Annotated in this window: 23 protein-coding genes; 10 read left to right on the forward strand and 13 right to left on the reverse strand. The window is 68.9% G+C overall.

Annotated elements, in window-relative coordinates:
- Positions 1-2 precede the first annotated feature (2 nt).
- Both A5646_RS10015 and A5646_RS10020 read right to left on the reverse strand, forming a co-directional pair.
- Positions 3-1,211, reverse strand: coding sequence for an acetyl-CoA C-acetyltransferase (locus tag A5646_RS10015; RefSeq protein WP_156765571.1), 1,209 nt, complete (start codon positions 1,209-1,211; stop codon positions 3-5).
- 141 nt (positions 1,212-1,352) lie between these two features.
- Positions 1,353-3,167 carry a glycoside hydrolase family 15 protein gene (locus A5646_RS10020; protein WP_231998278.1) on the reverse strand — a complete coding sequence of 605 codons (1,815 nt, stop codon included), beginning with the start codon at positions 3,165-3,167 and terminating at the stop codon, positions 1,353-1,355.
- Positions 3,168-3,248: 81 nt separating this feature from the next.
- On the opposite strand from A5646_RS10020, the gene A5646_RS10025 reads away from it, so the two are divergent.
- A complete protein-coding gene (locus tag A5646_RS10025; protein WP_066881283.1) occupies positions 3,249-4,205 on the forward strand; it encodes an LLM class F420-dependent oxidoreductase in 957 nt (318 codons plus the stop codon).
- A gap of 11 nt (positions 4,206-4,216) precedes the next feature.
- Here the strand turns inward: A5646_RS10025 and A5646_RS10030 are convergent, their stop codons facing one another.
- From A5646_RS10030 to A5646_RS10050, 5 genes are all read right to left on the reverse strand, one after another.
- The gene (locus A5646_RS10030) at positions 4,217-4,882 is read right to left on the reverse strand and encodes a nitroreductase family protein (protein WP_067021484.1); all 666 of its coding nucleotides are present in this window, start codon (positions 4,880-4,882) and stop codon (positions 4,217-4,219) included.
- A 14-nt stretch (positions 4,883-4,896) separates the two neighbouring features.
- On the reverse strand, positions 4,897-6,414 hold the full coding sequence (locus tag A5646_RS10035) for an Hsp70 family protein (RefSeq protein ID WP_066881279.1): 1,518 nt from the start codon (positions 6,412-6,414) through the stop codon (positions 4,897-4,899).
- A 183-nt stretch (positions 6,415-6,597) separates the two neighbouring features.
- Positions 6,598-6,900: a hypothetical protein gene (locus A5646_RS10040; protein ID WP_156765570.1), complete on the reverse strand. Its 303-nt coding sequence runs from the start codon at positions 6,898-6,900 to the stop codon at positions 6,598-6,600.
- A gap of 100 nt (positions 6,901-7,000) precedes the next feature.
- Positions 7,001-9,262 carry a carbon starvation CstA family protein gene (locus tag A5646_RS10045; protein WP_067021488.1) on the reverse strand — a complete coding sequence of 754 codons (2,262 nt, stop codon included), beginning with the start codon at positions 9,260-9,262 and terminating at the stop codon, positions 7,001-7,003.
- A 54-nt stretch (positions 9,263-9,316) separates the two neighbouring features.
- Positions 9,317-10,846, reverse strand: a complete 1,530-nt coding sequence (locus A5646_RS10050) for an ATP-dependent DNA ligase (protein ID WP_067021489.1) — start codon at positions 10,844-10,846, stop codon at positions 9,317-9,319.
- Positions 10,847-10,958: 112 nt separating this feature from the next.
- Between A5646_RS10050 and A5646_RS10055 the strand changes: the two genes are divergently transcribed.
- The gene (locus tag A5646_RS10055; RefSeq protein WP_066864782.1) at positions 10,959-11,726 is read left to right on the forward strand and encodes an SDR family NAD(P)-dependent oxidoreductase; all 768 of its coding nucleotides are present in this window, start codon (positions 10,959-10,961) and stop codon (positions 11,724-11,726) included.
- Positions 11,727-11,858: 132 nt separating this feature from the next.
- Positions 11,859-14,048: an acyl-CoA dehydrogenase gene (locus tag A5646_RS10060; protein ID WP_067021490.1), complete on the forward strand. Its 2,190-nt coding sequence runs from the start codon at positions 11,859-11,861 to the stop codon at positions 14,046-14,048.
- A 3-nt stretch (positions 14,049-14,051) separates the two neighbouring features.
- Here the strand turns inward: A5646_RS10060 and A5646_RS10065 are convergent, their stop codons facing one another.
- Positions 14,052-14,387, reverse strand: coding sequence for a Zn-ribbon domain-containing OB-fold protein (locus A5646_RS10065; protein WP_067021492.1), 336 nt, complete (start codon positions 14,385-14,387; stop codon positions 14,052-14,054).
- A 56-nt stretch (positions 14,388-14,443) separates the two neighbouring features.
- Between A5646_RS10065 and A5646_RS10070 the strand changes: the two genes are divergently transcribed.
- From A5646_RS10070 to A5646_RS10080, 3 genes are all read left to right on the forward strand, one after another.
- Positions 14,444-15,637, forward strand: coding sequence for a thiolase family protein (locus A5646_RS10070; RefSeq protein ID WP_066881269.1), 1,194 nt, complete (start codon positions 14,444-14,446; stop codon positions 15,635-15,637).
- Positions 15,638-15,659: 22 nt separating this feature from the next.
- Positions 15,660-17,117, forward strand: a complete 1,458-nt coding sequence (locus A5646_RS10075) for a FadR/GntR family transcriptional regulator (protein ID WP_067021494.1) — start codon at positions 15,660-15,662, stop codon at positions 17,115-17,117.
- A gap of 141 nt (positions 17,118-17,258) precedes the next feature.
- A complete protein-coding gene (locus A5646_RS10080) occupies positions 17,259-18,251 on the forward strand; it encodes a sensor histidine kinase (RefSeq protein WP_066881265.1) in 993 nt (330 codons plus the stop codon).
- A 66-nt stretch (positions 18,252-18,317) separates the two neighbouring features.
- Here A5646_RS10080 and A5646_RS10085 read toward each other — a convergent pair whose 3' ends face one another.
- On the reverse strand, positions 18,318-18,539 hold the full coding sequence (locus A5646_RS10085; RefSeq protein WP_066864764.1) for a hypothetical protein: 222 nt from the start codon (positions 18,537-18,539) through the stop codon (positions 18,318-18,320).
- A gap of 358 nt (positions 18,540-18,897) precedes the next feature.
- Positions 18,898-19,146: a hypothetical protein gene (locus A5646_RS10090; RefSeq protein ID WP_156748952.1), complete on the reverse strand. Its 249-nt coding sequence runs from the start codon at positions 19,144-19,146 to the stop codon at positions 18,898-18,900.
- A gap of 248 nt (positions 19,147-19,394) precedes the next feature.
- Here A5646_RS10090 and A5646_RS10095 point away from each other — a divergent pair, with 248 nt between their 5' ends.
- Positions 19,395-19,901 carry a homocitrate synthase gene (locus tag A5646_RS10095; RefSeq protein ID WP_067021496.1) on the forward strand — a complete coding sequence of 169 codons (507 nt, stop codon included), beginning with the start codon at positions 19,395-19,397 and terminating at the stop codon, positions 19,899-19,901.
- A 108-nt stretch (positions 19,902-20,009) separates the two neighbouring features.
- Here the strand turns inward: A5646_RS10095 and A5646_RS10100 are convergent, their stop codons facing one another.
- On the reverse strand, positions 20,010-21,488 hold the full coding sequence (locus A5646_RS10100) for a cytochrome P450 (protein WP_066864755.1): 1,479 nt from the start codon (positions 21,486-21,488) through the stop codon (positions 20,010-20,012).
- 114 nt (positions 21,489-21,602) lie between these two features.
- Between A5646_RS10100 and A5646_RS10105 the strand changes: the two genes are divergently transcribed.
- The gene (locus tag A5646_RS10105) at positions 21,603-22,238 is read left to right on the forward strand and encodes a TetR/AcrR family transcriptional regulator (RefSeq protein WP_066864752.1); all 636 of its coding nucleotides are present in this window, start codon (positions 21,603-21,605) and stop codon (positions 22,236-22,238) included.
- 30 nt (positions 22,239-22,268) lie between these two features.
- Positions 22,269-23,198 carry an SDR family oxidoreductase gene (locus A5646_RS10110; RefSeq protein ID WP_067021498.1) on the forward strand — a complete coding sequence of 310 codons (930 nt, stop codon included), beginning with the start codon at positions 22,269-22,271 and terminating at the stop codon, positions 23,196-23,198.
- Here the strand turns inward: A5646_RS10110 and A5646_RS10115 are convergent.
- Together A5646_RS10115 and A5646_RS10120 are read right to left on the reverse strand one after the other, a co-directional pair.
- Entirely contained in the window at positions 23,133-24,170 is a 1,038-nt protein-coding gene (locus A5646_RS10115) for a DNA polymerase IV (RefSeq protein ID WP_067021510.1), read from the reverse strand. The genes A5646_RS10110 and A5646_RS10115 overlap by 66 nt on opposite strands.
- Positions 24,167-24,775 carry a TetR/AcrR family transcriptional regulator gene (locus A5646_RS10120; protein WP_067021500.1) on the reverse strand — a complete coding sequence of 203 codons (609 nt, stop codon included), beginning with the start codon at positions 24,773-24,775 and terminating at the stop codon, positions 24,167-24,169. The genes A5646_RS10115 and A5646_RS10120 overlap by 4 nt, the downstream gene beginning before the upstream one ends.
- A gap of 59 nt (positions 24,776-24,834) precedes the next feature.
- Here A5646_RS10120 and A5646_RS10125 point away from each other — a divergent pair, with 59 nt between their 5' ends.
- On the forward strand, positions 24,835-25,422 hold the full coding sequence (locus tag A5646_RS10125) for an NAD(P)H-dependent oxidoreductase (RefSeq protein ID WP_066864743.1): 588 nt from the start codon (positions 24,835-24,837) through the stop codon (positions 25,420-25,422).
- The last annotated feature ends 97 nt before the right edge of the window (positions 25,423-25,519 follow it).

Here is a 25,519-nt window from a genome sequence, read left to right on the forward strand (position 1 = left end):
GTTCACACCCGCTCGATGATCGTCGCCGTGCCCATCCCGCCGCCGGTGCACATGGTGACCAGACCCGTTGTCAGGTCACGACGTTCGAGCTCGTCCAGGACGGTGCCGATCAGCATGGCGCCGGTGGCGCCGATGGGGTGCCCGAGCGCGATCGCCCCGCCGTTGACGTTGACCACCTCGGGGTCGATGTCGAGGTCGCGCATCGTCTTGAGCGGGACGGCGGCGAAGGCCTCGTTGATCTCCCACAGATCGATGTCGGCCACGGTCATGCCCGCCCGCTGAAGACATCGCTGGGCCGCGGGGCCGGGGGCGGTGAGCATGATGATGGGTTCGCTGCCGATGGCCGCGGTGGCCCTGATCTGCGCGCGCGGTGTGACCCGATGGGTGTGCAGCCAGTTCGACGAGGCCAGCGCAACCGCCGCGGCGCCATCGACGACACCGGACGAGTTGCCCGCATGGTGCACGTGATCGATGCGGTCGATGTCGGGGTAGCGCTGCAGGCAGATCTCGTCGAACGTGCGTTGCTCGCCGTCGGCGCACGCGGCGCCCAGCGCGGCGAAGGCCGGTTTGAGGCGGGCCAGCGACTCGGTGGTGGTACCGGGGCGGGGATGCTCGTCGCGTTCGACGCGACCGTGCGGAGTCGGCACGTCGATCAGCGACCGCTCGAAGCGGCCCTGCTCGATGGCCGCGCCGGCGCGGCACTGGCTCTGCGCGGCGTAGGCGTCGACGGTCTCCCGGTCGAATCCCTCCAGGGTGGCGATCAGGTCGGCCGAAATACCCTGCGGGACGGTCGGATACAGCGCACGAAGATCCGGGTTGTTGCCGTCGATGGTCGGGACTCCCGCGGTGATGTCCCAGCGTGACATGGATTCGACGCCGCCGGCGATCATCAGATTCTCGCTGCCGGCGGCGATGGCCGAGGCCGCCACGGTCACCGCCTGCTGACCCGACCCGCAGAATCGGCTCAGCGTCATCCCGGGCACGCTCTGCGGCCAGCCGGCCAGCAGCACCGACAGGCGGGCGATGTCGTCGCCGTGGTCTCCGGACAGGATGCCGTTGCCCGCGATCACGTCGTCGACGTCGGCCGGGTCGAAGCCGACCCGCTCGGCCAGTGCGGTCAGGCACCGCGCGAGCAGGGCCTGCGGGTGCACGCCGTGCAGTCCGCCGTCGGGGCGGCCGCGCCCGCGGGGCGTGCGGACCGCGTCGAGAATCCAGGCGTCGATGAGGGACTCCGATCGTTGTGGTTCGGACGAGACCGGCACAGGTCACCAGCGATCGTAATCCGTCTCTCGGCAGTGGAGAACCGCCTTCTCAAAATTAGCGAAGCTGTTCTCGTTCGGGGCCCCAGGTCGTCACGACTCCAGGTCGAGCGCCGCCCCGATCAACGCGAGGTGGCTGAGGCCCTGCGGCAGGTTGCCCATGAACGAGCGGTCGTCGGCATCGATCATTTCGGGCAACACGCCGACGTCGTTGGTCAGCTCGACGAGTTCGGCCATCAGGTCACGGGCCTCTGACGTGCGACCTACATGGTGCAGCGCCGAGACGGCCCAGAACGAGCATGCGACGAACGCCCCTTCGCGTTCCTCGTCACGCGCGCCACTGAACCGGAAAAGCAAAGGCCCGCAGCCTAACTCGCGACGTAGTGCGTCGATCGTGGCGGACATCCGTTCGCCACGGTCAAACCCGCTGCCGGCGTGCAGCAGAATCGACGCGTCCAGCTGACCGCTGCCCGGAAACCATTCGTAGCTGCCCAGCTCGTCATTCCAGCAGTGGCGCTGCACCCAATCGCTGATCCGCTCGGCCTCGCCGGCCCAGCGGCCGGGGTCGCCGGGAATCTGGCCCTGGTCGGCCAGGTAGACCGCGCACCGCAGCGCCTGCCAACAGCCGAGCTTGGACGTCGTGTAGTGCTCTTGCCGCGGCAATTCCCACATGCCGGCGTCGCGGTGGCGCCAGGCGTCGCACGCCCGATCTGCGAAATCCGCCAGCAGATGGCCGGTTTCGGTATCCAGGACGTGGCCGCTGTCAACGTAGAGCCGCACTGTGTCAAAGAGGTCGGCGAAGATGCTCAGCTGCAGCTGCCCGTCGGCGCGGTTACCGGTCACCACCGGGCCGATTCCGCGCCAGCCGGCCGCCTCGAACCGGCTCACCGGGGGAGGCGGTGAACCGTCGAGGCAGTAGAAGACACCCACATCGGGAATGTGCCGGCGGACGGTTCGCAGCAGCCAAGCCACGGCGGCGTGCGTCTCCTCGCGAATCCCGAAGCGGCGCAAGGCGGACAGCGTGTATGCGGTATCGCGGATCCATGCGAAGCGGTAGTCCCAATTCTTTCCGCCCGACATCCGTTCGGGCAGCGAGGTGGTCGCGGCCGCCGCGATGGCGCCGGTCGGACTGAAGATGAGCAGCTTGAGCAGCAACACACTGCGACGCACCGCCTCGGCCCACGACTCGGGGCATTCGAACTGCCCGGACCAGTTCCGCCAGAACGCGATGGTCTTGTCCAGCCCCTCGTCGATGTCGGACGCCGACGACAGCATCAGCGGTTCGGACTCCGAGGCGACCAGGCCGATCAGCCTCCGCAGGCCGGCCGTCGCGGTGAACGTTCCGGACGCCGTCTGGTCGGTCCACTCGACGTCGAGCTGCTCCGAGACACACACGCCCACGTTGAGCGACCCGGCTCGCAGCACCGCGCCGTGCGGGGTGCGCCGCGCCCACGGCGAGGAATGGTCGAAGCAGGTCCCCGGCGCGACCCGCCAGCGCATCGGCACCGTCCCGTCGAGGCCCTCCACGCGGCGGGCGAGTTCGGTCCACGGCAGCCGGCCACCGAAGCCGATGTTCAGCGCGTCGGTGACCCGGACCCGTCCCGACTCGGTGACGAAGGTCGTTTCCAGAACGTTGGTCTTCGGCAGGTAACGCCGCCGCGTGTGAAACGGGACGGTCGGCGTCAGGTCCAGGCGTCCGCCGTTGGGTTGGTCGAGCAGCGCGGCGAATACCGGGAGCGAATCCAAATCCGGAATCGGAAACCAATCAATGGCGCCGTCTTCGGCCACCAGCGCCACCGTGCGGCCGTCACCGATCGCCGCATAGCTGCTCAGCGCCGCGAAACCGGCTGTGCGGTAAGGAGATTCGGTCGGCGCCGAGGTCTCGGTATCAAGTTCTGGCGCCGGCACGTAGGAACGGGTTCCCCCACACGCCGCAGGTAAACGGCGCGGTGGGTGCATAACCGGGCGCGCAGCGGGTAGCCGGGCGCCATGACCAAGATCGGATACTTTCTCACCTGCGAGCAATTCGGCCCGAAGGAGCTCATCGACCAGGCCAAGCGGGCCGAGGACGCGGGATTCGACGCGCTGTGGATCTCCGACCACTATCACCCCTGGAATGACGAGCAGGGTCAGAGCCCGTTCGTGTGGGGAGTGATCGGTGCGTTGTCGGAGGCGACGTCGTTACCGGTCAGCACCGCCGTCACCTGCCCGACCATTCGGATCCACCCGGCGATCATCGCGCAGGCCGCGGCCACCGCGGCCGTGCAGCTAGACGGACGCTTCGTGCTGGGGGTCGGCAGCGGCGAGGCGCTCAACGAGCACATCCTGGGCGATCCCTGGCCGTCGGCCGGTGTGCGGCTCGAGATGCTCGAGGAGGCGATCGACGTCATTCGCAAGCTGCACAAGGGCGGCGAGGTCAGCCACCACGGCAAGCACTACGAGGTGCAGGAGGCCCAGGTCTACACCCGGCCCGAGCAGCCGGTGCCGATCTACGTCTCGGCATTCGGCCCGCAGGCCGTGGAGCTGGCCGCCCGCATCGGCGACGGCTACAGCATCGCCATGCCCGACGGCGACCTGGTCAAGCAGTTCCGCGAGGCCGGGGGCGGCAACAAGCCGGTGCAGGGCGGAACGAAGGTGTGCTGGGACGCCGACGCCGACGCCGCGCTGAAAACCGCGCACCGGTTGTGGGCCAACGAGGGGTTGCCCGGCCAGACGTCCCAAATCCTGCCCCGGCCCAAGGATTTCGCCGCGCTGCAGTCGCTGGTGCCTACGGATACCGTCGGCGAGAGCGTGGCCTGTGGCCCGGACCCCGACAAGCACGTCGCGCAGGTGCGCGAGTACATCGACGCCGACGTCGACGAGATCTACGTGCAGCAGATCGGTCCCGACATGGACGGGTTCTTCGCGGCGTGGCAGCGTGACGTGCTGCCCCAGGTGCGCGGGTAGGGCTCAGCCGATCACCCGCACCACGCCGGGCCGTCGAATCGATCACGAGTGATGAACTCCGCGACCGGCCGCCGGCGCAGCTTGGTCAACTGCCGCACCGGTTTTCCCAGCGGCACGACCGCGGCCACCGCATGCTGGCCGGGGATGCCCAGCAGGCGACGGACTTGATCTTCGGACGCGATGGCCATCGTCGTGATGGTGCCGCCGTAACCCTCGCCGCGCGCGGCGAGCAAGATGTTCCAGATCAGCGGGTAAACCGACGCGCCCCCGGCGATGCCGACGCGGTCCAGATCCTGATCGACGGCCGCGACGACGGCCAAGTCCACCGAAACCACAAGGACGACAGGCGCTTTGGCGATCGGTGCCACGAACGTGTCGGGGACCTCGGTTGCGTCGACGACGTCTTGCGGCACGCCGCTGGGATGCACCGAGTTCCAAGGGTTTTCGCCCGCCTGCAGCTGGGCGAAGTAACGGCGGGCGGCGGGCTTGCCGAGCTCGGCCAGCCGCCGGCGGATCGCCTCGTCGCGCACCACGGTGACGTGGGCGCCCTGCCGGTTGCCACCGCTGGGAGCGAACCGGGCGTGCTCGAAGATGCGGCTCAGCACCTCGTCGGGCAGCGGGTCGTCGGTGAATTCCCGTGCCGCGAAGGTCGTTCGCATCACGTCGTACAGCTGCATGGCGGGATGGCTCATCAACTCGCGGACGCGCGCCGCTCCAGGCGGAAGGTGCGCTCGAACCCCGCCGGGTGCGTCGTCAGCGTCACCTCCACGGCACCGCTGGGGGCGATGACGTAGCGTTCCTCCACGTCGGGTCCGTCGGTCCAGCGGCCGACCGGCTGACGCCGGAGGTCGTCGCGGTCGTGCAGGGCCGGGTCGAATGGAAACAGCACCGGGTCATACGGCGTGACGTCGCCGTCCGGCCGCCCGTTGACCAGCCGGCTGCACTCCACGAAGCGGAAGTGCCCGATGTTGTGCGCCGCTCGGTATTTGCGCTTCACCACCAGCGGGGAACGCCCGTCGGCCGGCAGCGAAACGTCCTTGCACACGATGGGGTCGAAGACGACCCCGGCACCCGCCTCGGCCTCCCGGAACACCCCGAAATTCCTCGAAAAGCGTTCGGACAGTGCGAAACCGGACTCCTTGTCGAGGAAGACGGCAAGGCCGATGGCCGTGGCGGCGAAGGGATGCGGCGAGCGTTTCACCCGCTTCTCGCCGAAGGTGCTGCGCAGCATGCGCGACACCAGCGGGAAACCGCCTGCCCCGCCGACGACGTAGATGCCCGCCACCTCCGACCAGTCCACGTCCGTGCGTCCGCGCGCCGGATCGTGCAGGACGCGGCGCAGCAGCGCCATCGTCTGGTCGACCAGCGGTGCGCACACGCCGTAGACGTCGTCGATGGGGCAGGAGAAGGGAGGCCGATCGAGCGGGGACAGGTCCACCAGGAAGCGGCGCGTCTGCGGCCCGACGGCCTCCTTGCGGGTGGCGCACTCCTCGGCCAACAGGTCGCGCTGGGCCGGGTCGAGGCCGGGCAGGCCGGCGCCGGCCAGCACGAGCTCGACGATCGCGTCGTCGAAGTCGTCACCGCCGAGGCGCTGGATGCCCTCGCTGACCACCACCTCGTTGGCGTGTCCGGTCATCTTCAGCAGCGACGCGTCGAACGTGCCGCCCCCGAGGTCGTAGATGAGCACGTATTCGCGTTTGGCGGTGATGGTCGAGCGGTACCGGTGGGCGTATTCCAGGCTGGCGGCCGACGGTTCGTTGAGCAGCGCGACGACCCGGAAACCGGCGGCCACGTAGGCGTCCAGGGTAAGCAGGCGCTGGGCGCTCGAGGCGTTGGCCGGCACGCTGATCGCGGCCTCGATGGGTTCGCCCGGGGACGGGGTGACGTTCGAGTTGCGCTGCAGATCGGTTTTCAGCTGAGACAGGAAGCCGGTGAGCAGGTCGGCCAGCCGATAGGCGCGCCCGGCCAGGCTGACTTCGGTCTGCGGTCCGGCGTCGTTGAGCAGGCGCTTGAACGAGCGCAGCACCGACCATGCCGGGTCGTGGCGAACGGCGGCCGCGTCCGGGCCGAAGCGCAACTGCCCGGCGGCGTTGGCGGCGATCAGCGACGGCCACGCATCGTCGCCCTCGAAGGAGACGACGGGATAGTTGCCGCGATCGACGGCCGCGACGACGGTGTGGGTGGTGCCGAAGTCGATACCGACTCTCATCGCGCAAGTTTAGGACCGCGACGCGGGCTTGGGCACAACCTTTTTGCCCGGCGTGCCGTCCGCGTTGGAGTCAGTCCTCGAAATGGCGCTCGTAGTCGTTGCGCTCGAGCCACCACTGCAGGTTGTAGGTCCCCATCGCCAGCAGCACCATCAACCCGGCGCAGACGACGCTGATGGTTGCGTTCACAGCCGGTCCATCGCGCGCGCCATGCGGGCGTCCTCGATGTAGCCGTAGTACCTCGGGGGGTGGGGATGGCGCGGCGTGTTCGCGTTCGCGGCCATCCGCCGCAGCGCGGCGCCGATGCGGCGGGCGAGGGGGGCACGACGCGCCCCCTGGACAACGGCGGCGCCGAAGAGCACCTGCTGGGTGGTGATCAGTACCTCGGCGGGGGCCGCCTCGACCGAGGGCGCCGCCGAGGACGGTGGTGCGGTGGGCTCGTTGGCAGTGCGGGGTGAGGTCCGCAGTCCCGTTGGCGTGACCAGCATTTCGTTCACCTTCTTCGCGTGCGGCCGCGTTGACCAGGTAGTTCGGCCGCTGATGCGGTTAACGTACGGTCGGTGCCCACCGGTACGCACGCGTAGTCGACTACCTATCTGTGCGCGACTCGCTCCCGCGCTTCGGCAGCTCGTCCCATTGCCGCTGTAATTCGCGCTCGGCGGCGGTGGGGATCAGACCCGAGGGGGCGAAGAACTTCGAGGGCACCGGGTCGTCCTCGGTCAGCGGCCGGCCGGGCCCGCGGATCGCCCCGAGAGCGACGACGGCCCCGGCGATCACGACGATGACGACGGCCACCGCGAACAGGATGGACAGCGTGCCCTGGATGAAGGTGTTGCGGATGACGTCGTCGAGCTGGTGCGCGTTCTTGGCCGAACCGAACACCGTCTTGCCCGCCTGCCTGGCCGCCAGGTACGCCGAGTGCTGCGTCCAGTAGCCGACGGCCGGGTCGGGAGAGAAGATCTTCTGCCACGACGCCGTCAGCGTGACCGCGAGATCCCACAGCAACGGGATACCGGGGATCCACACCCACTTCAGCAGGCCCTTCTTGATGACGATGACCGTGATGACGGTCAGCGCGATCGCGGCGAGCAACTGATTGGCGATGCCGAACAGCGGAAACAGCGTGTTGATGCCGCCCAGCGGATCGGTCACCCCCATCAGCAGGATGCTGCCCCAGGCCGTGGCCACCGCCAGGCTGCACAGCCACACGCCCGGGCGCCAGCTCGGGTTGCGCAGCTTGGTCAGGGGTCCGCCGAGGTTTCCGAGGGTGTCGGAGAGCATGAAGCGGGCGACGCGGGTGCCGGCGTCGACGGCGGTGAGGATGAACAGCGCCTCGAACATGATCGCGAAGTGGTACCAGAACGCCTTGAGGCCGGCACCACCGAACACCCGGTAGAGCACCTCGGACATGCCGACCGCCAGCGTCGGTGCCCCGCCGGTGCGCGACACGATCGACTTCTCGCCCACCCCGGCGGCGGCCGCGGTGAGCTGGTCCGCGGTCGCCGGGGCGCCGCGCAACCCGAGGCCGTTGACGTAGTGCGCGGCGGTGGCCGCGGTGCCGCCGGTCTGCGCGGCCGGCGCATTGAGCGCGAAGTACACGTGCTGGTCCAGGACCGCCGCGCTGATCAGCGCCATGACCGCGACGAACGATTCGGTCAGCATGCCGCCGTAACCGATCAGCCGCATTTGGCTTTCCTTCTCCAGCAGCTTGGGCGTGGTCCCCGACGAGATCAGAGCGTGAAATCCGGACAGCGCCCCACAGGCGATGGTGATGAACAGGAACGGGAACAGCGCGCCGGGGAACACCGGCCCGTCGCCGCGGGACGCGAACTGCGACACCGCGGGCGCCTGCATGACCGGGCGGGCGATGCAGATGCCGACCGCGAGCAACGCGATGGCGCCGACCTTCATGAACGTCGACAGGTAGTCGCGCGGGGCGAGCAGCAACCACACCGGCAGCACCGACGCGACGAACCCGTAGCCGATGATCAGCCAGGACACCGTGACCGCCGACAGGTTCAACCACGATGCACCCCAAGGGGTTTCGCCGATCCAGGCACCGCCGGCCACGGCCAGCAGCAGCAGCGCCACACCGATGAGCGAAACCTCGGCGACCCGGCCGGGGCGCAGGAACCGCAGGTAGCAGCCCATGAACACAGCGATGGGAACGGTCATGGCGATGGAGAACACGCCCCAGGGGCTCTGGGCCAGCCCCCGCACCACCACCAGCGCCAGCACCGCGATGATGATCACCATGATGACGAACGCGCCGAGCAGCGCGGCCACCCCGCCGGTGGCGCCGAGTTCGTCGCGGGCCATCTGTCCCAGCGAGCGCCCGCGCCGCCGGGTGGAGATCCACAACACCAGGTAGTCCTGCACCGCGCCGGCGAACACCGCGCCGATGACGATCCAGATGCTGCACGGCAGGTAGCCCATCTGGGTGGCCAGCACCGGGCCGACGAGCGGTCCGGCCCCCGCGATGGCCGCGAAGTGGTGGCCGAACAACACCCGGCGATCCGTCGGCACGTAATCGGTGCCGTCATCGAGAACCTCGGCCGGCGTGGCGTGGTCGTCGCGCGGGCGGACGATCTTCATCTCGATCAGGCGGGCGTAGAACCGGAACCCGATGAGGTAGGTGCAGATCGCCGCGACCACGAACCACACCGCGTTGACCGTCTCGCCTCGCGTGAAGGCGATGATCGCCCAGGCGACCGCGCCGAGCACCGCGATGATCGCGAACACGATCTTGTGCCGCGCGGTGATGGGGGAGCGGTCGACGATGGCGACGGGTGGCAGGTCTGCGCCGGTGTGGATGTAGCTGACGTCGCTGTCGTGCCCTGTGATCGCCACGGACGGAAACCCTACGCGCGCAAAACGAACTGCGCCTGTCGGAAAGCGGCTCGTTCAGTACAGCGCGCGCACGGCGTCGATGGTGTCGGCCTCGGCGGGGCTTTTGTCGTCGCGATAGCGCACCACGCGGGCGAACCGCAGCGCCAGGCCGCCGGGGTAGCGCGACGACTTCTGCACGCCGTCCAGGGCGATCTCGACGACCTGCTCGGGCCGGACCTCGACGGCGTAACCGTCCGTACCGTCGATGGCCAGTTCGCTGAACCGGGCGGTCTGCCACTCCAGCATGGCGTCGGTCATGCCCTTGAAAGTCTTTCCCACCATGATGAATTCGCCGCTGCCCGGATCGCGGGCGCCCAGGTGGATGTTGGAGAGTTTGCCGCGGCGGCGCCCCGAGCCCCACTCCACCGCGAGCACCACCAGATCCAGCGTGTGCACCGGCTTGACCTTCAGCCAGCCGGCGCCGCGGCGCCCCGCCTGATACGGCGCGTCGGGCGCCTTGGCCATCACGCCCTCGTGCCCAGCGGCCAGCGTCGCGTCCAGGAAGGCGCCCGCCGCCGCGGGGTCGGCGGTGAGCAGCCGGTCGACCCGCTGCGCCGGTGGCACCAACGCGTCCAGGGCGGCCAGCCGGTCGGCGGTCGGGGCGTCGAGCAGGTCGACGCCGTCGCGATGCAGGACGTCGAAGAAGAACACCGAAAGTCGTTGTGCGGCAAGGGCTGCGGCGATGTCGACGGAGCGGCCGAAGCGTGAGGCGGTGACCTGGAAGCGCTGCGGTGAGTTGTCGGGCCGCAGCGCGATCGCCTCGGCGTCGGCGATCAGGTGATCGACCGGCAGTGCCAGCGTGGCCTCCACCACTTCGGGCAGCCGGGCGGTGACGTCGTCCAGGCTCCTGGTGTAGACGGTGACCTCGTCACCGGCGCGGTGGATCTGCACCCGCGCCCCGTCCAGCTTGGCTTCGAAAATGGTTGGGCCGCCGTGGCGTTCGATCGCGTCGGCCACGCTCGTCGCGGTCTGCGCCAGCATCGGGCCGACCGGGCGGCCGACCCGCAGGGTGAACTGGTCCAGCGCCGCGGGTGCACCGGACAGGGCGGCCGCCGCCACCGCAGGCAGGTCTCCGCCCAGCATCGCGGCGCGCTGCACCGCGGCGGCCGGCAGGCCCGCGGCCCTGGCGACCGCGTCGGCCATGATCCCGGCCAGCGCGCCCTGGCGCAGCTCGCCGCCGAGCAGCCGCAGCAGGAAGGCCTGCTCGGTGTCGGTGGCAGCGGCGAACAACGCGTTCAGCAGGGCGGCGCGCCGGGCCTGCGCGCCCTTGCCGGACACGGCGCCGATGTGGGAGAAGGTGGCGTCGACCCCGCCGACGGTCAGCGAGGCGTGCGTGGCCGCGGGCGGGCGCGAGCGCAGCGCCGCCCAGCCCACGCCGATCTGGCGCTGCCGCAACTCGCCGGACAGCCACGACACGATGACGGCGACCAGCGCGCCATCCGGCGCGGCGCGGCGCAGCAGGTCGGCGATGTGGGCGACTTTGGTCAGCCGCGACGACGTGCTCGAGACGTCGGATGACGTCGTGGCCACGTCGAGAAGGAGCACGGTTGCCAGCTTGGCACGGCTCGGTGACAGGCCTGGAGTGCGGACACGCTAGCGTGCCTACGTAACGTTACAGATTGCACAGGATCTGACAACCCAAGAAGGAGACGTCCGGATGGAGATCAACGGGAAGAAGGTCGTCGTCATCGGCGGCGCATCGGGAATGGGGCGTGCCAGCGCCGAGCTGCTGCATGAACGCGGCGCGGATGTCGCCATCCTCGATCGCGAGGGCTCCGACGGCAAGACGGTCGCCGAGGGCGTCGGCGGTACCTTCTATCCCGTCGACGTCACCGACTTCACCGGCACCGAGGAGACGCTGCAGGCCGCGGTCGACAAGCTCGGCGGATTGCACGTCGTGATCACCACCGCGGGCGGCGGCATCGCCAAGCGGACGCTGACCAAGTCCGGTCCGCACGACCTCGAATCATTCCAGTCCGTGATCGACCTCAACCTGATCGCCACGTTCAACATCAGCCGGCTGGCCGCCGCGCACATGGCCAAGAACGAGCCCGAGGACCCCGACACCGGTGAGCGCGGCGTCATCATCAACACCGCCTCCATCGCGGCCTACGAGGGCCAGATCGGCCAGGTCGCCTACACCGCCGCCAAGGCGGGCATCGCCGGCATGTGCCTGACCATGGCCCGCGACCTGGGCTCGGTGGGCATCCGGGTGCTGGCCATCGCCCCGAGCCTGTTCGCGACCGGTCTGACGCAGGGCATTCCGGACGAGTTCGCCACGCAGCTCACCAAGGACGCGGCGTTCCCCAAGCGCCTCGGCCGTCCCGAGGAGTACGCGAAGCTGGCCGCCGCCATCGTGGACAATCCGATGCTCAACGGACAGTGCCTGCGCCTGGACGCCGGGCAGCGGTTCGCACCCAAGTAACCCCCCGTCGGGGCCCTCCCCGCATTAAGTACACTCTTTAGGCAGCCGCCCCGCTTCCCCTCGAAGCGGGGCAGGCCACCCAGCTTCTGGGGCGATCACACCCGGCCGGCATGCTGCGCGAGGAGGGCCCTGATGGGTATCGCAATAACCGACGACCATCGTGAACTGGCCGAGGTGGCCCGCGGGTTCTTGACCTCGCAGAAGGCGCGGTGGGCGGCCCGATCGCTGCTCGACGCCTCGGACGAGCCGCGGCCCGGGTTCTGGGCGAACCTGGTCGAGCTGGGGTGGCTCGGCCTGCACGTCGAGGAAGAGTACGGCGGCTCCGGGTACGGGCTGCCCGAACTGGTCGTGGTCATCGAAGAGCTCGGCCGCGCGGTGGCGCCGGGACCGTTCGTGCCCACCGTCATCGCGTCCGCGGTGATCGCCAAAGACGGTACCGCCGAACAGAAGTCGCGGCTGTTATCCGGCCTGATCGACGGGACGGTCACCGCGGGCATCGGGCTGGACAGCCAGGTGCGGATCAACGACGGCTCGAACGGTCGGACAGCCGACGGTGACGCCGGAATCGTGTTGGGCGCCGGGCTGGCCGACCTGTTGCTGATCGCCGCGGGCGACGACGTGCTGGTGCTCGAGCGCGGCCGCGACGGTGTCTCGGTCGAGGTGCCGGAGAACTTCGATCCGACGCGGCGATCCGGACGCGTCCGCCTGCGCGACGTGCGCGTCGGCGACGACGACATCCTGACGGGGGCAAGGCAATCGGCGCTGGCCCGCGCCCGCACCCTGCTGGCCGCCGAGGCCGTGGGTGGGGCATCGGACTGCGTCGACGCCGCCGTCGACTACGCCAAGGTGCGCCAGCAATTCGGCCGCACCATCGCCACCTTCCAAGCGGTCAAGCATCACTGCGCCAACATGCTGGTCGGTGCGGAATCCGGGATCGCCGCCGTCTGGGACGCCGCCCGGGCGGCATCCGAGGACTCATCCGAGGACGAAGCGCAGTTCCGCCTGATCGCCGCGGTGGCCGCGACGCTGGCCTTTCCCGCCTACGTCCGCAACGCCGAACTCAACATCCAGGTGCACGGCGGCATCGGCTTCACCTGGGAACACGACGCGCATCTGCATCTGCGCCGGGCGGTGGTGAGCGCGGCGCTGTTCGGCGGTGACGCGCCCGCGGCCGACGTGTTCGAGCGCACCGCCGCCGGCGCTGTCCGGGAGAACAGCCTCGACCTGCCGCCCGAAGCCGAGGAATTGCGCGCCGGCATCCGCGCCGACGCCGCCGAGATCGCCGGGCTAAGCAAGGAGGCCCAGCGCGACAAGCTGATCGAGACCGGCTACGTGATGCCGCACTGGCCCAAGCCGTGGGGACGTGCGGCCGACGCGGTCGCGCAGCTGGTGATCGAGGAGGAGTTCCGCGCGGCCGGCATCAAGCGTCCCGACTACGGGATCACCGGTTGGGTGATCCTGACCCTGATCCAGCACGGAACGCCTTGGCAGATCGAAAGATTCGTGGAGAAGGCGCTGCGCAAGGACGAGATCTGGTGCCAGCTGTTCTCCGAGCCCGACGCCGGCTCGGACGCCGCGTCGATCAAAACGCGGGCCACCCGGGTGGACGGCGGCTGGAAGATCAACGGCCAGAAGGTGTGGACCAGCGGGGCGCACTACTGTGCGCGCGGCCTGGCCACGGTGCGCACCGACCCCGACGCCCCGAAGCACGCCGGCATCACCACGGTGATCGTGGACATGAAGGCGCCCGAGGTCGAGGTGCGGCCGCTGCGCCAGATCACCGGCGGTTCGGACTTCAACGAGGTCTTCTTCAACGACCTGTTCGTCCCCGACGAAGACGTCGTCGGGACGCCCAATTCCGGATGGACCGTCGCGCGGGCGACGCTGGGCAACGAGCGAGTCAGCATCGGCGGCAGCGGATCGTTCTACGAGGGGCTGGCCGACCAACTGGTGCAGCTGACCGAGCAGCGCCCGGATCGGTTGGCGGGCGGGCGGATTCGGGTCGGCTCGTACCTCGCCGAGGAAACCGCGTTGCGGCTGCTGAACCTGCGGCGCGCCGCGCGCAGCGTGGAAGGCGCGGGCCCCGGACCGGAAGGCAACGTCACCAAGCTGAAGCTGGCCGAGCACATGGTGGAAGGCGCCGCGATCATGGCGGCGCTGCTGGGTCCCGAGGTCGCCCTGACCGACGGTCCCGGCGCCCTGGCCGGCCGGCTGATGATGGGAGCCCGCGGCATGGCGATCGCGGGCGGCACGTCGGAGGTGACGCGCAATCAGATCGCCGAGCGGATCCTCGGCATGCCCCGCGACCCGCTGATCAACTAGGGGTCACGCCGGCGCGAACTGCGCCGCGCCACCGCTGCCACGCTTTGGCCGCAGGTCGACGGGCATGCCGCAGGTCACCGAATCCGGTTCGCAGTCAACGATATTGGCGGCGACCCGCAGACCGCTCTGTTCGGCGAGCTCGACAATGGCGATGACGTAGGGGGTGGGGATCTCCGGGTTGTAGGGGTGATGGTTGACCGTGTAGGTGAACACGGTGCCCCGCCCGGAAACCGGCCGCGCCTGCAGCGAACCCCCGCACTCGCGGCATACGCCGCTGCCCGGATGCACCCAGCGCGCACAGTCGTCGCAGTACTCGATGAGCAGCGGCCCGTCTGACACGACGAATACAGTACACTCTATTGATTCGATGCGGTGTGGTCTGACGGGCGGTGTGCATGACGCATTTCGAGAAAGACGCGATCCTGTCCGGCATCGGGATCTCCCGGATCGGCCGCCGCACCGGTATCCCCGGCCTGGACTTGACCATGGAGGCGGTGCGCGCCGCCATCGAGGACGCCGGACTTGCGGCGACCGACATCGACGGCATCGCGACCCTCGGCGACACGCCCGCCGCGGACGTCAACGCCCAGCTGCATATCGACGCCGCGGACTGCGGGGCGGGCTTCGGCACCGGCGGGCTGCTCTCGCCGGTGATGTCGGCCTGCCGCGCGGTCGCCGAACGCCGGGCCCGCCACGTCGTCGTGTACCGGACGATACAAATGCTCGGCGGCACGGTGCCGGTCAAGCAGGAGGAGAACGCCGCGGCCCCGCCGCTGGCGCGGATGTTCGAAACCCCCGAGGGCGAGCCGAAGCCGGCCGTCGGTGCGATGGACGACGTCAACGATCTGGTTGCCGCGCATGCCTATTCGGCCGCCAACTGGCTGGCGCTCAACTGCCGCCGTCACATGGAGCTGTACGGGACCACCAAAGAACAGCTGGGCTGGATCGCGCTCAACGGCAGGCGCAACGCCGCGTTGAATTCCCGTGCGGTGTACCGGGATCCGATGACGATGGCCGACTACCTGGGCGCGCGATTGGTGTCCACCCCACTCGGGCTGCTGGACTGTGACGTCCCGATCGACGGCTCGATCGCGGTGGTGGTGTCGCACGCGGAGTACGCCGCCGACTGTCCGCACCGCGCGGTGAAGGTGGAGGCGATCGGCGGGTCCGACGGCGCCGGTGGCTGGTTTCACCGCGCCGACTACCCCAAGATGGCGATGTCGGATGCCGCGGCCCAGATGTGGTCGCGCACGACGTTGACACCCGCCGACCTCCAGGTCGCCCAGCTCTACGACGGATTCACCTACCTCACCCTGGCCTGGCTGGAAGCGCTCGGCATCTGCGGTGACGGCGAGGGTGGCCCGTTCGTCGAGGGTGGGGAGCGGATCGCCCGGGACGGGCAGCTGCCGCTGAACACCTACGGCGGCCAACTGTCGGCCGGCCGCATGCACGGCTACTGGGCGCTGCACGAAGGGTGTCTGCAGTTGCGCGGCGACGCGGGGGAGCGGCAGGTCGCCCGCCGCCCCGAGGTGGGCGTGGTCTCCGTCGGCGGTGGGCCCGTCGCCGGGTGCATGCTGCTGACCTGTTGAGCGCGAGCGTGATCGAGCCCGGATGACTGAGGAGCCCGCGACCGGCCAGGCGAACAAACTCGCTTCGCTGGTGGCCCGCGACATCGAGGCCGACATCGTCCGCCGCGGCTGGGCGGTCGGCGAATCGCTGGGATCCGAACATGCCCTGCAGCAGCGCTTCGGGGTGAGCCGGTCGGTGCTGCGCGAGGCCGTGCGGCTGGTCGAACACCATCAGGTCGCGCGGATGCGCCGCGGACCCAATGGCGGCCTGTACATCTGCGAGCCCGACGCGGGACCGGCCACCCGCGCGGTCGTCATCTATCTCGAATACCTCGGCACGACGCTGGGCGACTTGCTCAATGCGCGTCTGGTGCTCGAGCCGTTGGCGGCCTCGCTCGCCGCCGAGCGCATCGACGAGGCCGGGATCGCGCGGCTGCGTGCGGTGCTGCACGCCGAGCAGCAGTGGCGGCCCGGCTTACCGGCGCCGCGCGACGAGTTCCACATCGCGCTGGCCGAGCAATCCAAAAACCCGGTGCTGCAGCTGTTTATCGACGTCCTGATGCGGCTCACCACCCGCTACGCCCTGGCGTCGCGAACGGATTCGGCAACCGAGGCCAGCGAGGCGGTCGACCATCTGCACGCCCACCACTCCGCGATCGTCGCCGCCGTCACGACCGGCGATTCGGCGCGCGCCAAGACGCTGTCGGAGCGACACGTCGAGGCCGTGACCGGCTGGCTGCAGCGGCATCACGCCGGCGACGGCGGCCCGGGGCGTGCGACGCGCCGGCGGCTCGATTCCGAGGCGCCCCGGGGCAAACTGGCCGAGTTGCTCGCGGCCACCATTGGTGACGACATCGCCGCCAGCGGTTGGCAGGTGGGTTCGGTCTTCGGCACCGAGACGGCTCTGCTGGAGCGCTACCGGGTGAGCCGCGCGGTGCTGCGCGAAGCGGTACGGCTGCTCGAATACCACTCGATAGCCCACATGCGCCGCGGCCCCGGCGGCGGGCTCGTCGTCGCCGAACCCGCGGCACAGGCCAGCATCGACACGATTGCGCTGTACCTGCAATACCGCGATCCGAGCCGCGAAGACCTGCGCTGCGTCCGCGACGCCATCGAGATCGACAACGTCACCAAGGTCGTCAAGCGGCTCGGCGAATCCGACGTCGCGGCGTTTCTGGCAACCCACCGGCACGGGTTGCCGGAAAACTCCCGACAGACGGCCGACGAGGTGCGCCGGGCGATCGCGGAGGAGTTCGACTTCCACGTCGGCCTCGCGCAACTCGCCGGCAACGCAATGCTGGATCTGTTCCTGCGGATCATCGTCGAGTTGTTCCGGCGGCACTGGTCGAGCACCGGACAGGCGCTGCCGACCTGGTCCGACGTGCTCGCCGTGCACCACGCCCACCTGCGGATCGTCGAGGCGGTCGAGGCCGCCGACGACAGCGTCGCCTGCTATCGCCTCCGTCGTCATCTCGACGCCGCCGCCTCCTGGTGGCTGTAGCCGCCGCGGCGGCGGCCGTCGAAACGGCCCCGCCATATGAGGTGAACCTAAATGTGATCCGTTGCGCGGTATAGCGAAGGCCCGACTTGGGTACTGACACGGGGGAAAGGCGTCAGCCGATCCAGCAGGGGGTTGGCGTAAGTGATCGAAAGCGAGAGCGCTGAAGTGACGGCGGGTAACGAAACCAGGCAATACGGTTTCGTCCACACCGCAGGGATTTACCACTCTCAGCAGGAGTTTGTGGACTTGGTGGGCCGGTTCGTCGGCGACGGTTTGGCGTTGGACGAGGCGGTGTTGCTTGCCGTGCCGCCCGAGCCGCTCGAGGTGCTGCGCGATGCGTTGTACGGCGGCGACCAGCTGCCCGCCGGCGTGCGCATGGTCGACGTCACCGAGGTGGCACGCAATCCGAGCCGGTTCATGGCGACGGAGGGCGCGTTCATCGACGAGCACCCGGAGCAGCGCGTGCGGATCGTCAGCCAGCTCGCGTGGCCCGGCCGCAGCGATGAGGAGTTCGTCGCCTGTATCGAGCACGAGGCTCTGGTCAACGAAGCCATGGACGGCTACCCGGCGACCAGCCTGTGCCTGTACGACGCCAGCCAGCTCGACGATGAGGTGCTGGCGGACGCGCGCGCGACCCATCCGCTGCTGTGGGAATCCGGTGCGCTGCAGCACAGCCCGGCGTATGCCCCCGGCGACGTCCTGGAACGCTGCAACCGGCCGCTGGCCGCCGGTCCCGGGGCCGTCACGTACATGGTCCGCAAATCGGCGGACCTTCGGCCCGCCCGGTCCTTTGCCGTCGACTACGCGGGCTGGATGGGGCTGTCCCAGGAAAGCATCGAAGATCTGCAACTGGTCGCCACCGAGTTGGCCACCAACAGCCTGATGTACACCGGGGGCGCCTGTCGGTTGGCCTTCTGGAAAGACGACGGCCATCTGGTCTGCGAGGCGCGCGACTCCGGACGACTCGACGACCCGCTGGTGGGCCGCCTGGACCCGGGCCCCTGCGGTCCCGCGAGTCGCGGTCTGTACCTCGTCAACGCCATATCGGATCTGGTGCGCACCCACACCACCCGGACCGGTACGACGATCCAGGCGTATCTGCGGTTCGAGCCCGCCGCAGGGCCGGCCGGCTAGCCGTAAGGGTCCAGGCAAAAACCGACCCGCCGAGACGTCAGTCCCAGCGGGTCGCTCGTTTTTCGGTCAGAGGCCGCCGAGCGCCCCGGTGATACCGCCCACCACGCCGCCGATGGTGCCGCCGATCGTGCCGCCGACCGTCCCGCCGGTGGTGCCGCCCAGCGTGCCGCCGGTGGTGGCACCGGTCGTCCCCGTCACCAAACATCCGGTCGGTGCGAACAACACCACGACAAATCCCGCGGCGGCCGCGGCAACTTTGAGGGCCTTCTTTGTCCCCGTTGAATTCATCGACACATCCTTTCGTCTGGAGGGCATAGCCCCGCAGGTGAACCGCCCGACTGATCGGATGTTATAACGACTATTCAACACGCGTAAAGAGGCAATCAGCAATCAATTTTGTCATGCGGGGCGGGTGCCGGCGCGCGGCAAACACTAACTAAGGCAACATGATTGACAGGAGCTGCCGGCGGGCGCGAAAGGACGCGGTGACGTACGCCGCGCGACGAATTACCGGCTGAATTGCAGCATCGATAAAGCATTCATCAATGCGCGGAATCGCAATTGCTACCCGGTCGAACGCGGGTCAGTGCGGAAATAGCGCCCCGCCGAGAACGGCGGTCCCCGGCGGGACGCTAGCTCAATCGGATTAAAGGCCGAGGCTGCCTAGAATGCCACCAATGGTGCCGACGCCGCCGCCGGCGCCGCCGATGAGGCCCGAGCCCCCGGCGCCCCCGGTAACCGTTGTCGCGCACCCCGGTACTGCTAACACCACGGCCACCCCGAGGGCCGCGACGGCAGCTTTGAGGGTTTTCTTGGTGCTCTTCGCCTTCATGATCGTGCCTTCCATGTGAGGGGTAGTTGAACAGCCGTCTAATTGACTGTCGATCGCCGTCATACCCCCTGTTAAACATGGGTAAACCAAACTTTTAGGATTAGTTTCTATATTTTTTTGTACGGTGCGTTTGTGGTCGGGCGGGAGTTGCAGCTGCGGTGCCCGGAGGTCTAATGTCAACGCTCGTGCGTCTTTTCGAGCGTTTCGTAGTAGCTAGCACCCGCAGCGGGGTCTGATCCTGACCGACCCCCCGCTGTGGGTCGGAAGCTACTGTCGTCGGTCGCTCCAGCAGACCAGAGAAGACCGGCACGATGACTTTTCCCGAGCGCCATCAGCTCCACTCTTTCCACCCCGCCAGCGCGTGGTTCGGCGAACGCTTCGGCGTCGCGTTGCCCCGCGGCCTGCGCGAACAGGCCGACACCATGTCCTGGGAGGGCTTCGTCGCGACCTACGGACGCAACACCGGCCCACTGCGGCTCGGCCACTGGGAATGCGCCGACGCAGGTCGCGTCGCGACCCGGCTGGGCCCGCAGGCCCGCGACTTCCGGGCGGTGATCGCGATGGGCGATCGCATCAGCACGCTCACCGCCGCCGCCGGTGGGCCGATCGCGGCGCTGACCGCGATGCTGCATGAGTGCGGGACGACGGTCGAGATCGTCCGATTTCATCAGATGCGGTCGGCGACCGGCATCGCCACGTTCATCCGCGGTGGCGACGGCGCGCGCACCGAATGGGCGATGGGCTGGTCGGACGATGCGACGCAGTCCGCGCTGCGTGCGGTGATCGCTTGCGCCAACCGGCTTTTCGCTCTCGAGTGAGGCGGCCGCTCTCGGCGATCACGGGGTGAGTTTCATGTGCGCTAGCGCCGGTGATAGCGCACATGAAACTCCGTCCCTACCCCGACGGCGGCCACCGCCGGGGATGCTCTACAGCGGGCGCAGCACAATCGGCATGCCGTCCATCGGAATCGGCATGCCGCCGTAATCCCAGTGCGGCTGGTAGCCGGGCCGGGCCAGCTCCATGCGGTAGCGGCGCAGCAGCCGGTGCACGACGGTCTTGACCTCCAGCTGACCGAACACCATGCCGATGCACTTGTGCGCGCCGCCGCCGAACGGCGCGAACGCATACCGGTGCCTCTTGTGCTCCGAGCGCGGTTCGGCGAACCTCTCCGGGTCGAATTTGTCTGGCTCCGTCCACAATTCGGACAGCCGGTGGTTCATGCCGGGCCAGATGGTGATGTTCGTTCCGGCCGGGATGTAGTGTCCCAGCAACTCGGTGTCGCGCACCGCCATCCGCATGTTGAACGGCAGCGGAGTCACCATGCGCAGCGACTCGTTCATGATGAGTTCGAGCGTTTCCAGCTTCTCCAGCGACTCGATGTCCAGCGGCCCGTCGCCGAGGCGGGCCGACTCCTCGCGCGCCCGCTCCTGCCACTGCGGATTGGCGGCCATGTTGTAGACCATCGTGGTGGTCGTCGAGGTGGACGTGTCGTGGGCGGCCATCATCAAGAAGATCATGTGGTTGACGATGTCGGAGTCGGTGAAGCTGTTGCCGTCGTCGTCCTCGGTGTGGCACAGCACCGTGAGCATGTCGTTGCCGGTGGCGTTGCGGCGATCTCGGACCCGCTCGACGAAGTAGTCCTCCAGCAACTTGCGGGCCTTCAGGCCCCGCCACCATTTGAACGGCGGGATCGGCTGGCGGATGATGGCGCCGCCGGCGCGCGTCGTCGTGGTGAACGCCTGGTTGACCTTGGTGACCAGGTCGTGGTCGGACCCCGGCTCGTGACCCATGAACACCAGCGACGCGATGTCGAGGGTGAGCTCCTTCATCGCCGGGTGGAACAGGAACCGCGCGTCATTGGTCGGCCAGTTGGCGACGATGTCGGTCGCCACCCGATCGATGTGCTCGACATATCCGGTCAGCCGGCTGCGGGTGAAGGCCTCCTGCATGATCCGGCGGTGGTACATGTGCTCATCGAAGTCGAGCATCATCAGGCCGCGGTTGAAGAACGGCCCGATCACCGGGTGCCAGCCCTTCTGCGAGAAGTCCTTGTTCCTGTTGGAGAAGACGGCCTGGGTGGCGTCGGGTCCCAGCGCGGTGACCGCCGGCATGATCGGCGAGTCCAGATAGATCAGCGGGCCGTGGTTTCGATAGAGGTGCAACGCATAGTCCGGGCCGCCGCGGAACAGCTCGATGATGTGGCCGAGGATCGGCAGCCCGGCGTCGCCCAGCACGGGTTTGAGGTCGCTGCCGGCCGGCGGTTCCGCCAGGATCTTGGTCTGCCACTCGTGGGCCAGCAGACGCTTCTCGATCGCCCCCATCCCCGGGATGGTCTGCAGTGTCGGGGTGAACCGGCGCCGCGCCTGATCCAACAGGTACTGCGGGGTGCTGATGGTGGCGGTCATAAACGCTCCTTTGCGTGCCCTCCCGGTGACGGCCGTCACTGATTCATAACCTTCGCTGAAAAACTTGACGGCTGTCAAGTTTGCTTTTCGGGCGGCGTGGTGCAAGGTCAGGGAGTGACCAGCGACCCCGCCACTCCCGAGCCGGGCGCCCGACGGCGTGGCGACAAGCAACGCCAGGCGATCGTGGCTGCGGTGCGTGAATTGCTGCAGGAAAAGCCTTTTGCGGAGCTGTCGGTCAGCACCATCAGCCTGCGGGCCGGGGTGGCCCGGTCCGGCTTCTATTTCTATTTCGACTCCAAATACGCGGTGCTGGCGCAACTGATGGCCGAGGCCACCGAGGAACTCGAAGAGCTCACGCAGTACTTCGCGCCACGCCAGCCGGGGGAGTCGCCCGAGGAGTTCGCCAAGCGGATGGTCGGCAGCGCGGCCGTGGTGTACGCGCACAACGACCCGCTGATGACCGCCTGCAACGAGGCCCGCCACACCGACGTCGAGATCCGCGACCTGCTGGACCAGCAGTTCGAGGTGGTGTTGGGCCAGATCGTCGCGATTGTGGAGGCCGAGATGAAGGCCGGAACCGCCAATCCGATCAGCGACGACCTGCCGACCCTGATCCGCACCCTGGCCGGCACCACCGCGCTGATGTTGACCGGCGACCCGGTGCTGGCCGGAGCCGACAGCGATCGGGACCGGCGGGTGCGCGTGCTCGAGCGGCTGTGGTTGCACGCGCTGTGGGCGGGCCGTCCCTAGCGCGGTGGTACCGCCGGTATCGTCACCGCCATGGCGCAGAGGGGATCCGGGCGGTCTTTCGCGGGGAAGCGGTGCCTGGTCACCGGTGCGGCCAGCGGCATCGGGCGTGCCACGGCGTTACGGCTGGCCGCGCAGGGCGCCGAACTTTATCTGACCGACCGGGATCGCGACGGCCTGGAGCAGACGGTCGCCGACGCGCGCGCACTGGGCGCTCAGGTCCCCAAGCATCGGGCCCTGGACATCGCCGACTACCAGCAGGTGGCGGCGTTCGCCGCCGACATCCACGCCGCACATCCCAGCATGGACGTCGTGCTGAACATCGCCGGCGTCTCGGCGTGGGGCACGGTCGACCGGCTCACCCACGAGCAGTGGAGCAAGATGATCGCCATCAACCTGATGGGCCCGATCCACGTCATCGAGACGTTCGTCCCGCCGATGGTGGCGGCCAAGCGCGGCGGGCATCTGGTCAACGTGTCCTCGGCGGCCGGGCTGGTGGCCCTGCCCTGGCATGCCGCCTACAGCGCCAGCAAGTACGGGCTGCGCGGCCTGTCGGAGGTGCTGCGCTTCGACCTGGCCCGCCACCGGATAGGCGTGTCGGTGGTGGTGCCCGGCGCGGTGAACACCCCGCTGGTGAACACCGTGGAGATCGCGGGCGTGGACCGCGAAGACCCCAACGTCGCGCGGTGGGTGCGCCGATTCGCCGGCCATGCCGTGTCGCCGGAGAAGGCCGCCGACAAGATCCTGGCCGGGGTGGCCAAGAACCGATACCTGATCTACACCTCGGCCGACATCCGCGCGTTCTACGCCTTCAAAAGGCTTGCGTGGTGGCCCTATAGCGTGGCGATGCGCCAGGTGAATGTGATCTTCACCAAGGCGCTGCGGCCCGGCCCGCCGCTAGTCCCCCATGACCAGCTCGAGGCGCACCCCCAGCAAGCGGACCGGCCGGTCGAGCTCGAATAGGTCGAGCACCCGCAGGGCCGCGGCCACGATGACGTCGCGGTCGGTGCTGGGCGCGTCGAGCTTGCGAATCTTGGTGCGCGTGTAGAAGGTCGCGGTCCGTACGGTGACCGCCACCCGGGTCACGACCCGGCCCGCCGCCAGCACGTCCGTCAGCGCCTGTTCGGCCAAATCCGTTACGGCCGTGTCCATTTCGGAGCGATCGGTGAGATCGCGCGGGAAGGTGACGACGTGGCTGCGCGAGCGCGGCACCCATGGCTCGGCGCTGACGTGGCTGTCGCCACCGCCCTTGGCCAACAGCAGCAGCCACAGCCCGGTGCGCGGGCCGAACGTCGCCGTCAGCAGCTCGGCGTCGCAGTGGGCCAGTTGCCGGACCGTCGTGATGTCAAGTTCGGCAAGCTTTTTCGCCGTCTTGGGGCCCACGCCCCATAGCGCGTCGACGGGGCGCTCGGCCATCACCGGCAGCCAGTTCGCATCGGTCAGCACAAAAATGCCGCCCGGTTTCGCGAATCCGGTGGCGACCTTGGCGCGCTGCTTGTTGTCGCTGATGCCGACCGAGCAGGACAGCCCGGTTTCCGAGGAGATGACGCTGCGGATCTGCTCGGCGACCTCGGCGGGGTCCTGTGCCGTCACCGCGACATAGGCCTCGTCCCAGCCCCACACTTCGACCGGATGGCCCAGATCGCGCAGCACCCCCATCACCTGATCGGAGGCCGCGTCGTAGGCGGCCGGATCCGAGGGTAGGAAGGTGGCCTCGGGGCAGCGGCGGGCGGCCACGCGCAGCGGCATGCCCGCCCGCACACCGAACTCCCGGGCCTCGTACGAGGCGCAGGTGACGACCTTGCGCGGTTCGTTCGGGTCGCCGCTGCCGCCGACGATGACCGGCAGCCCGGCCAATTCGGGGTGGCGGCGCAACTCGACCGAGGCCAGGAACTGATCGAGGTCGACGTGCAGGACCCAATCCGTGGCGTTCACCGCCCGCACAGCTTGCGTGCCAGGCTCTCCCACGCGTCGCCCAACGTCGCCAGCGTGTGACCGCCCTCGGCCAGTTGATGTTCGACGTAATCGACGTCCAGCAGCGCGAGCAATGCGTCGGTCTGGGCATCGAGGTCGCCGGTGGAATCGGCCGCCTTGAGCAGCATCCGCACGTGCGTGCGTAACACCATCGCCGGTGCGTTGTGCCGGTTCTGCGGGTCGCGATTGGCGGCGGACAGCAGTTCGCAGTGGTCGTGAGCGAAACGGATCCGCTCGCGGCCGAACGCGACCAGCCGGTCCGCCGGGGGCGCGCCGGGGCCCAGGGGCGGCGGACCGAACAGGAACGCCTGCTGAACGGCCTGTTCGTCCTCGTCGAGCAGCACCATCATCAGACCGGCCCGGCTGCCGAAGCGGCGGAACAGCGTGCCCTTGCCCACCCCGGCGGCCGCGGCGATGTCGTCGGTGGTGACGGCGTCGGCGCCGCGCTCGGCGACCAGGTTTCGGGCAGCCTGGAGGAGCAGGGCGCGGTTGCGCGCCGCGTCGCCCCGTTCCTGGTGCACCACCTGGGGCGCGCACACGTGCAACTCACCGGACCGCTCGCTCACCCCTGCACTTTAACGCCGCCGGAATAAAGTGGACTACAGTCCGGTTAGGCCGTGCGAGGATGTACGCAACGATCGAAGGGAACCTGGGAACAGTGGCAATCAAAATCTTGGCGTTAGTGGGAAGTCTGCGGGCCGCGTCGATCAACCGCCAGATCGCCGAACTGGCGCGGGAGGTCGCCGCCGACGACGTGACCGTCACGATCTTCGAAGGCCTCGCGGAACTGCCCTTCTATAACGAAGAGATCGACGACGCGATGAACACCGGCGCGCCGCCGCTGGCCCCGGTGACCGCGCTGCGCGCCGCGGCCGCCGATGCCGACGCCGCCCTGGTGGTGACTCCCGAGTACAACGGCAGCTACCCGGCCGTCGTCAAGAACGCGATCGACTGGCTGTCGCGCCCGTTCGGCGACGGCGCGCTGAAAGGCAAGCCCCTGGCGGTCATCGGGGGATCCTTCGGCCAGTACGGCGGGGTGTGGGCACACGACGACACCCGCAAGTCCTTCGGCATCGCCGGCGCACGGGTGGTCGAGGCGATCAAACTGTCGGTGCCGTTCAAGACCTTGGCGGGCAAGGCGCCCGGCGAGCACCCCGAGGTGACGGCGAACGTGCGCGACGTGGTCGGCAAGCTGGCCGCCGAAGTCGACTGATTGGCAGAAGTCAACAAGCCGCTCGCCGGGCGACCAGCGCGGTTGCCCTAACCGAATAGCAGAAGCCGCCAGGTCCGCCTGGCGGCTTTGCTGGCTG

It is taken from the genome of Mycobacterium sp. 1245499.0, assembly GCF_001673615.1.
Taxonomy (GTDB): Bacteria; Actinomycetota; Actinomycetes; order Mycobacteriales; family Mycobacteriaceae; genus Mycobacterium; species Mycobacterium europaeum_A.

Excerpts from the sequence above, each read along its gene's own strand:
- A5646_RS10040 (WP_156765570.1), bottom strand. The coding sequence starts at position 6,900 with ATGCTGGTCACGCCAACGGGACTGCGGACCTCACCCCGCACTGCCAAC.
- A5646_RS10075 (WP_067021494.1), top strand. The coding sequence starts at position 15,660 with ATGACTGAGGAGCCCGCGACCGGCCAGGCGAACAAACTCGCTTCGCTG.
- A5646_RS10055 (WP_066864782.1), top strand. The coding sequence starts at position 10,959 with ATGGAGATCAACGGGAAGAAGGTCGTCGTCATCGGCGGCGCATCGGGA.
- A5646_RS10110 (WP_067021498.1), top strand. The coding sequence starts at position 22,269 with ATGGCGCAGAGGGGATCCGGGCGGTCTTTCGCGGGGAAGCGGTGCCTG.
- A5646_RS10090 (WP_156748952.1), bottom strand. The coding sequence starts at position 19,146 with ATGACGGCGATCGACAGTCAATTAGACGGCTGTTCAACTACCCCTCAC.
- A5646_RS10025 (WP_066881283.1), top strand. The coding sequence starts at position 3,249 with ATGACCAAGATCGGATACTTTCTCACCTGCGAGCAATTCGGCCCGAAG.
- A5646_RS10125 (WP_066864743.1), top strand. The coding sequence starts at position 24,835 with ATGTACGCAACGATCGAAGGGAACCTGGGAACAGTGGCAATCAAAATC.
- A5646_RS10035 (WP_066881279.1), bottom strand. The coding sequence starts at position 6,414 with ATGAGAGTCGGTATCGACTTCGGCACCACCCACACCGTCGTCGCGGCC.
- A5646_RS10085 (WP_066864764.1), bottom strand. The coding sequence starts at position 18,539 with ATGAATTCAACGGGGACAAAGAAGGCCCTCAAAGTTGCCGCGGCCGCC.
- A5646_RS10100 (WP_066864755.1), bottom strand. The coding sequence starts at position 21,488 with ATGACCGCCACCATCAGCACCCCGCAGTACCTGTTGGATCAGGCGCGG.
- A5646_RS10070 (WP_066881269.1), top strand. The coding sequence starts at position 14,444 with ATGACGCATTTCGAGAAAGACGCGATCCTGTCCGGCATCGGGATCTCC.
- A5646_RS10095 (WP_067021496.1), top strand. The coding sequence starts at position 19,395 with ATGACTTTTCCCGAGCGCCATCAGCTCCACTCTTTCCACCCCGCCAGC.
- A5646_RS10060 (WP_067021490.1), top strand. The coding sequence starts at position 11,859 with ATGGGTATCGCAATAACCGACGACCATCGTGAACTGGCCGAGGTGGCC.
- A5646_RS10030 (WP_067021484.1), bottom strand. The coding sequence starts at position 4,882 with ATGCAGCTGTACGACGTGATGCGAACGACCTTCGCGGCACGGGAATTC.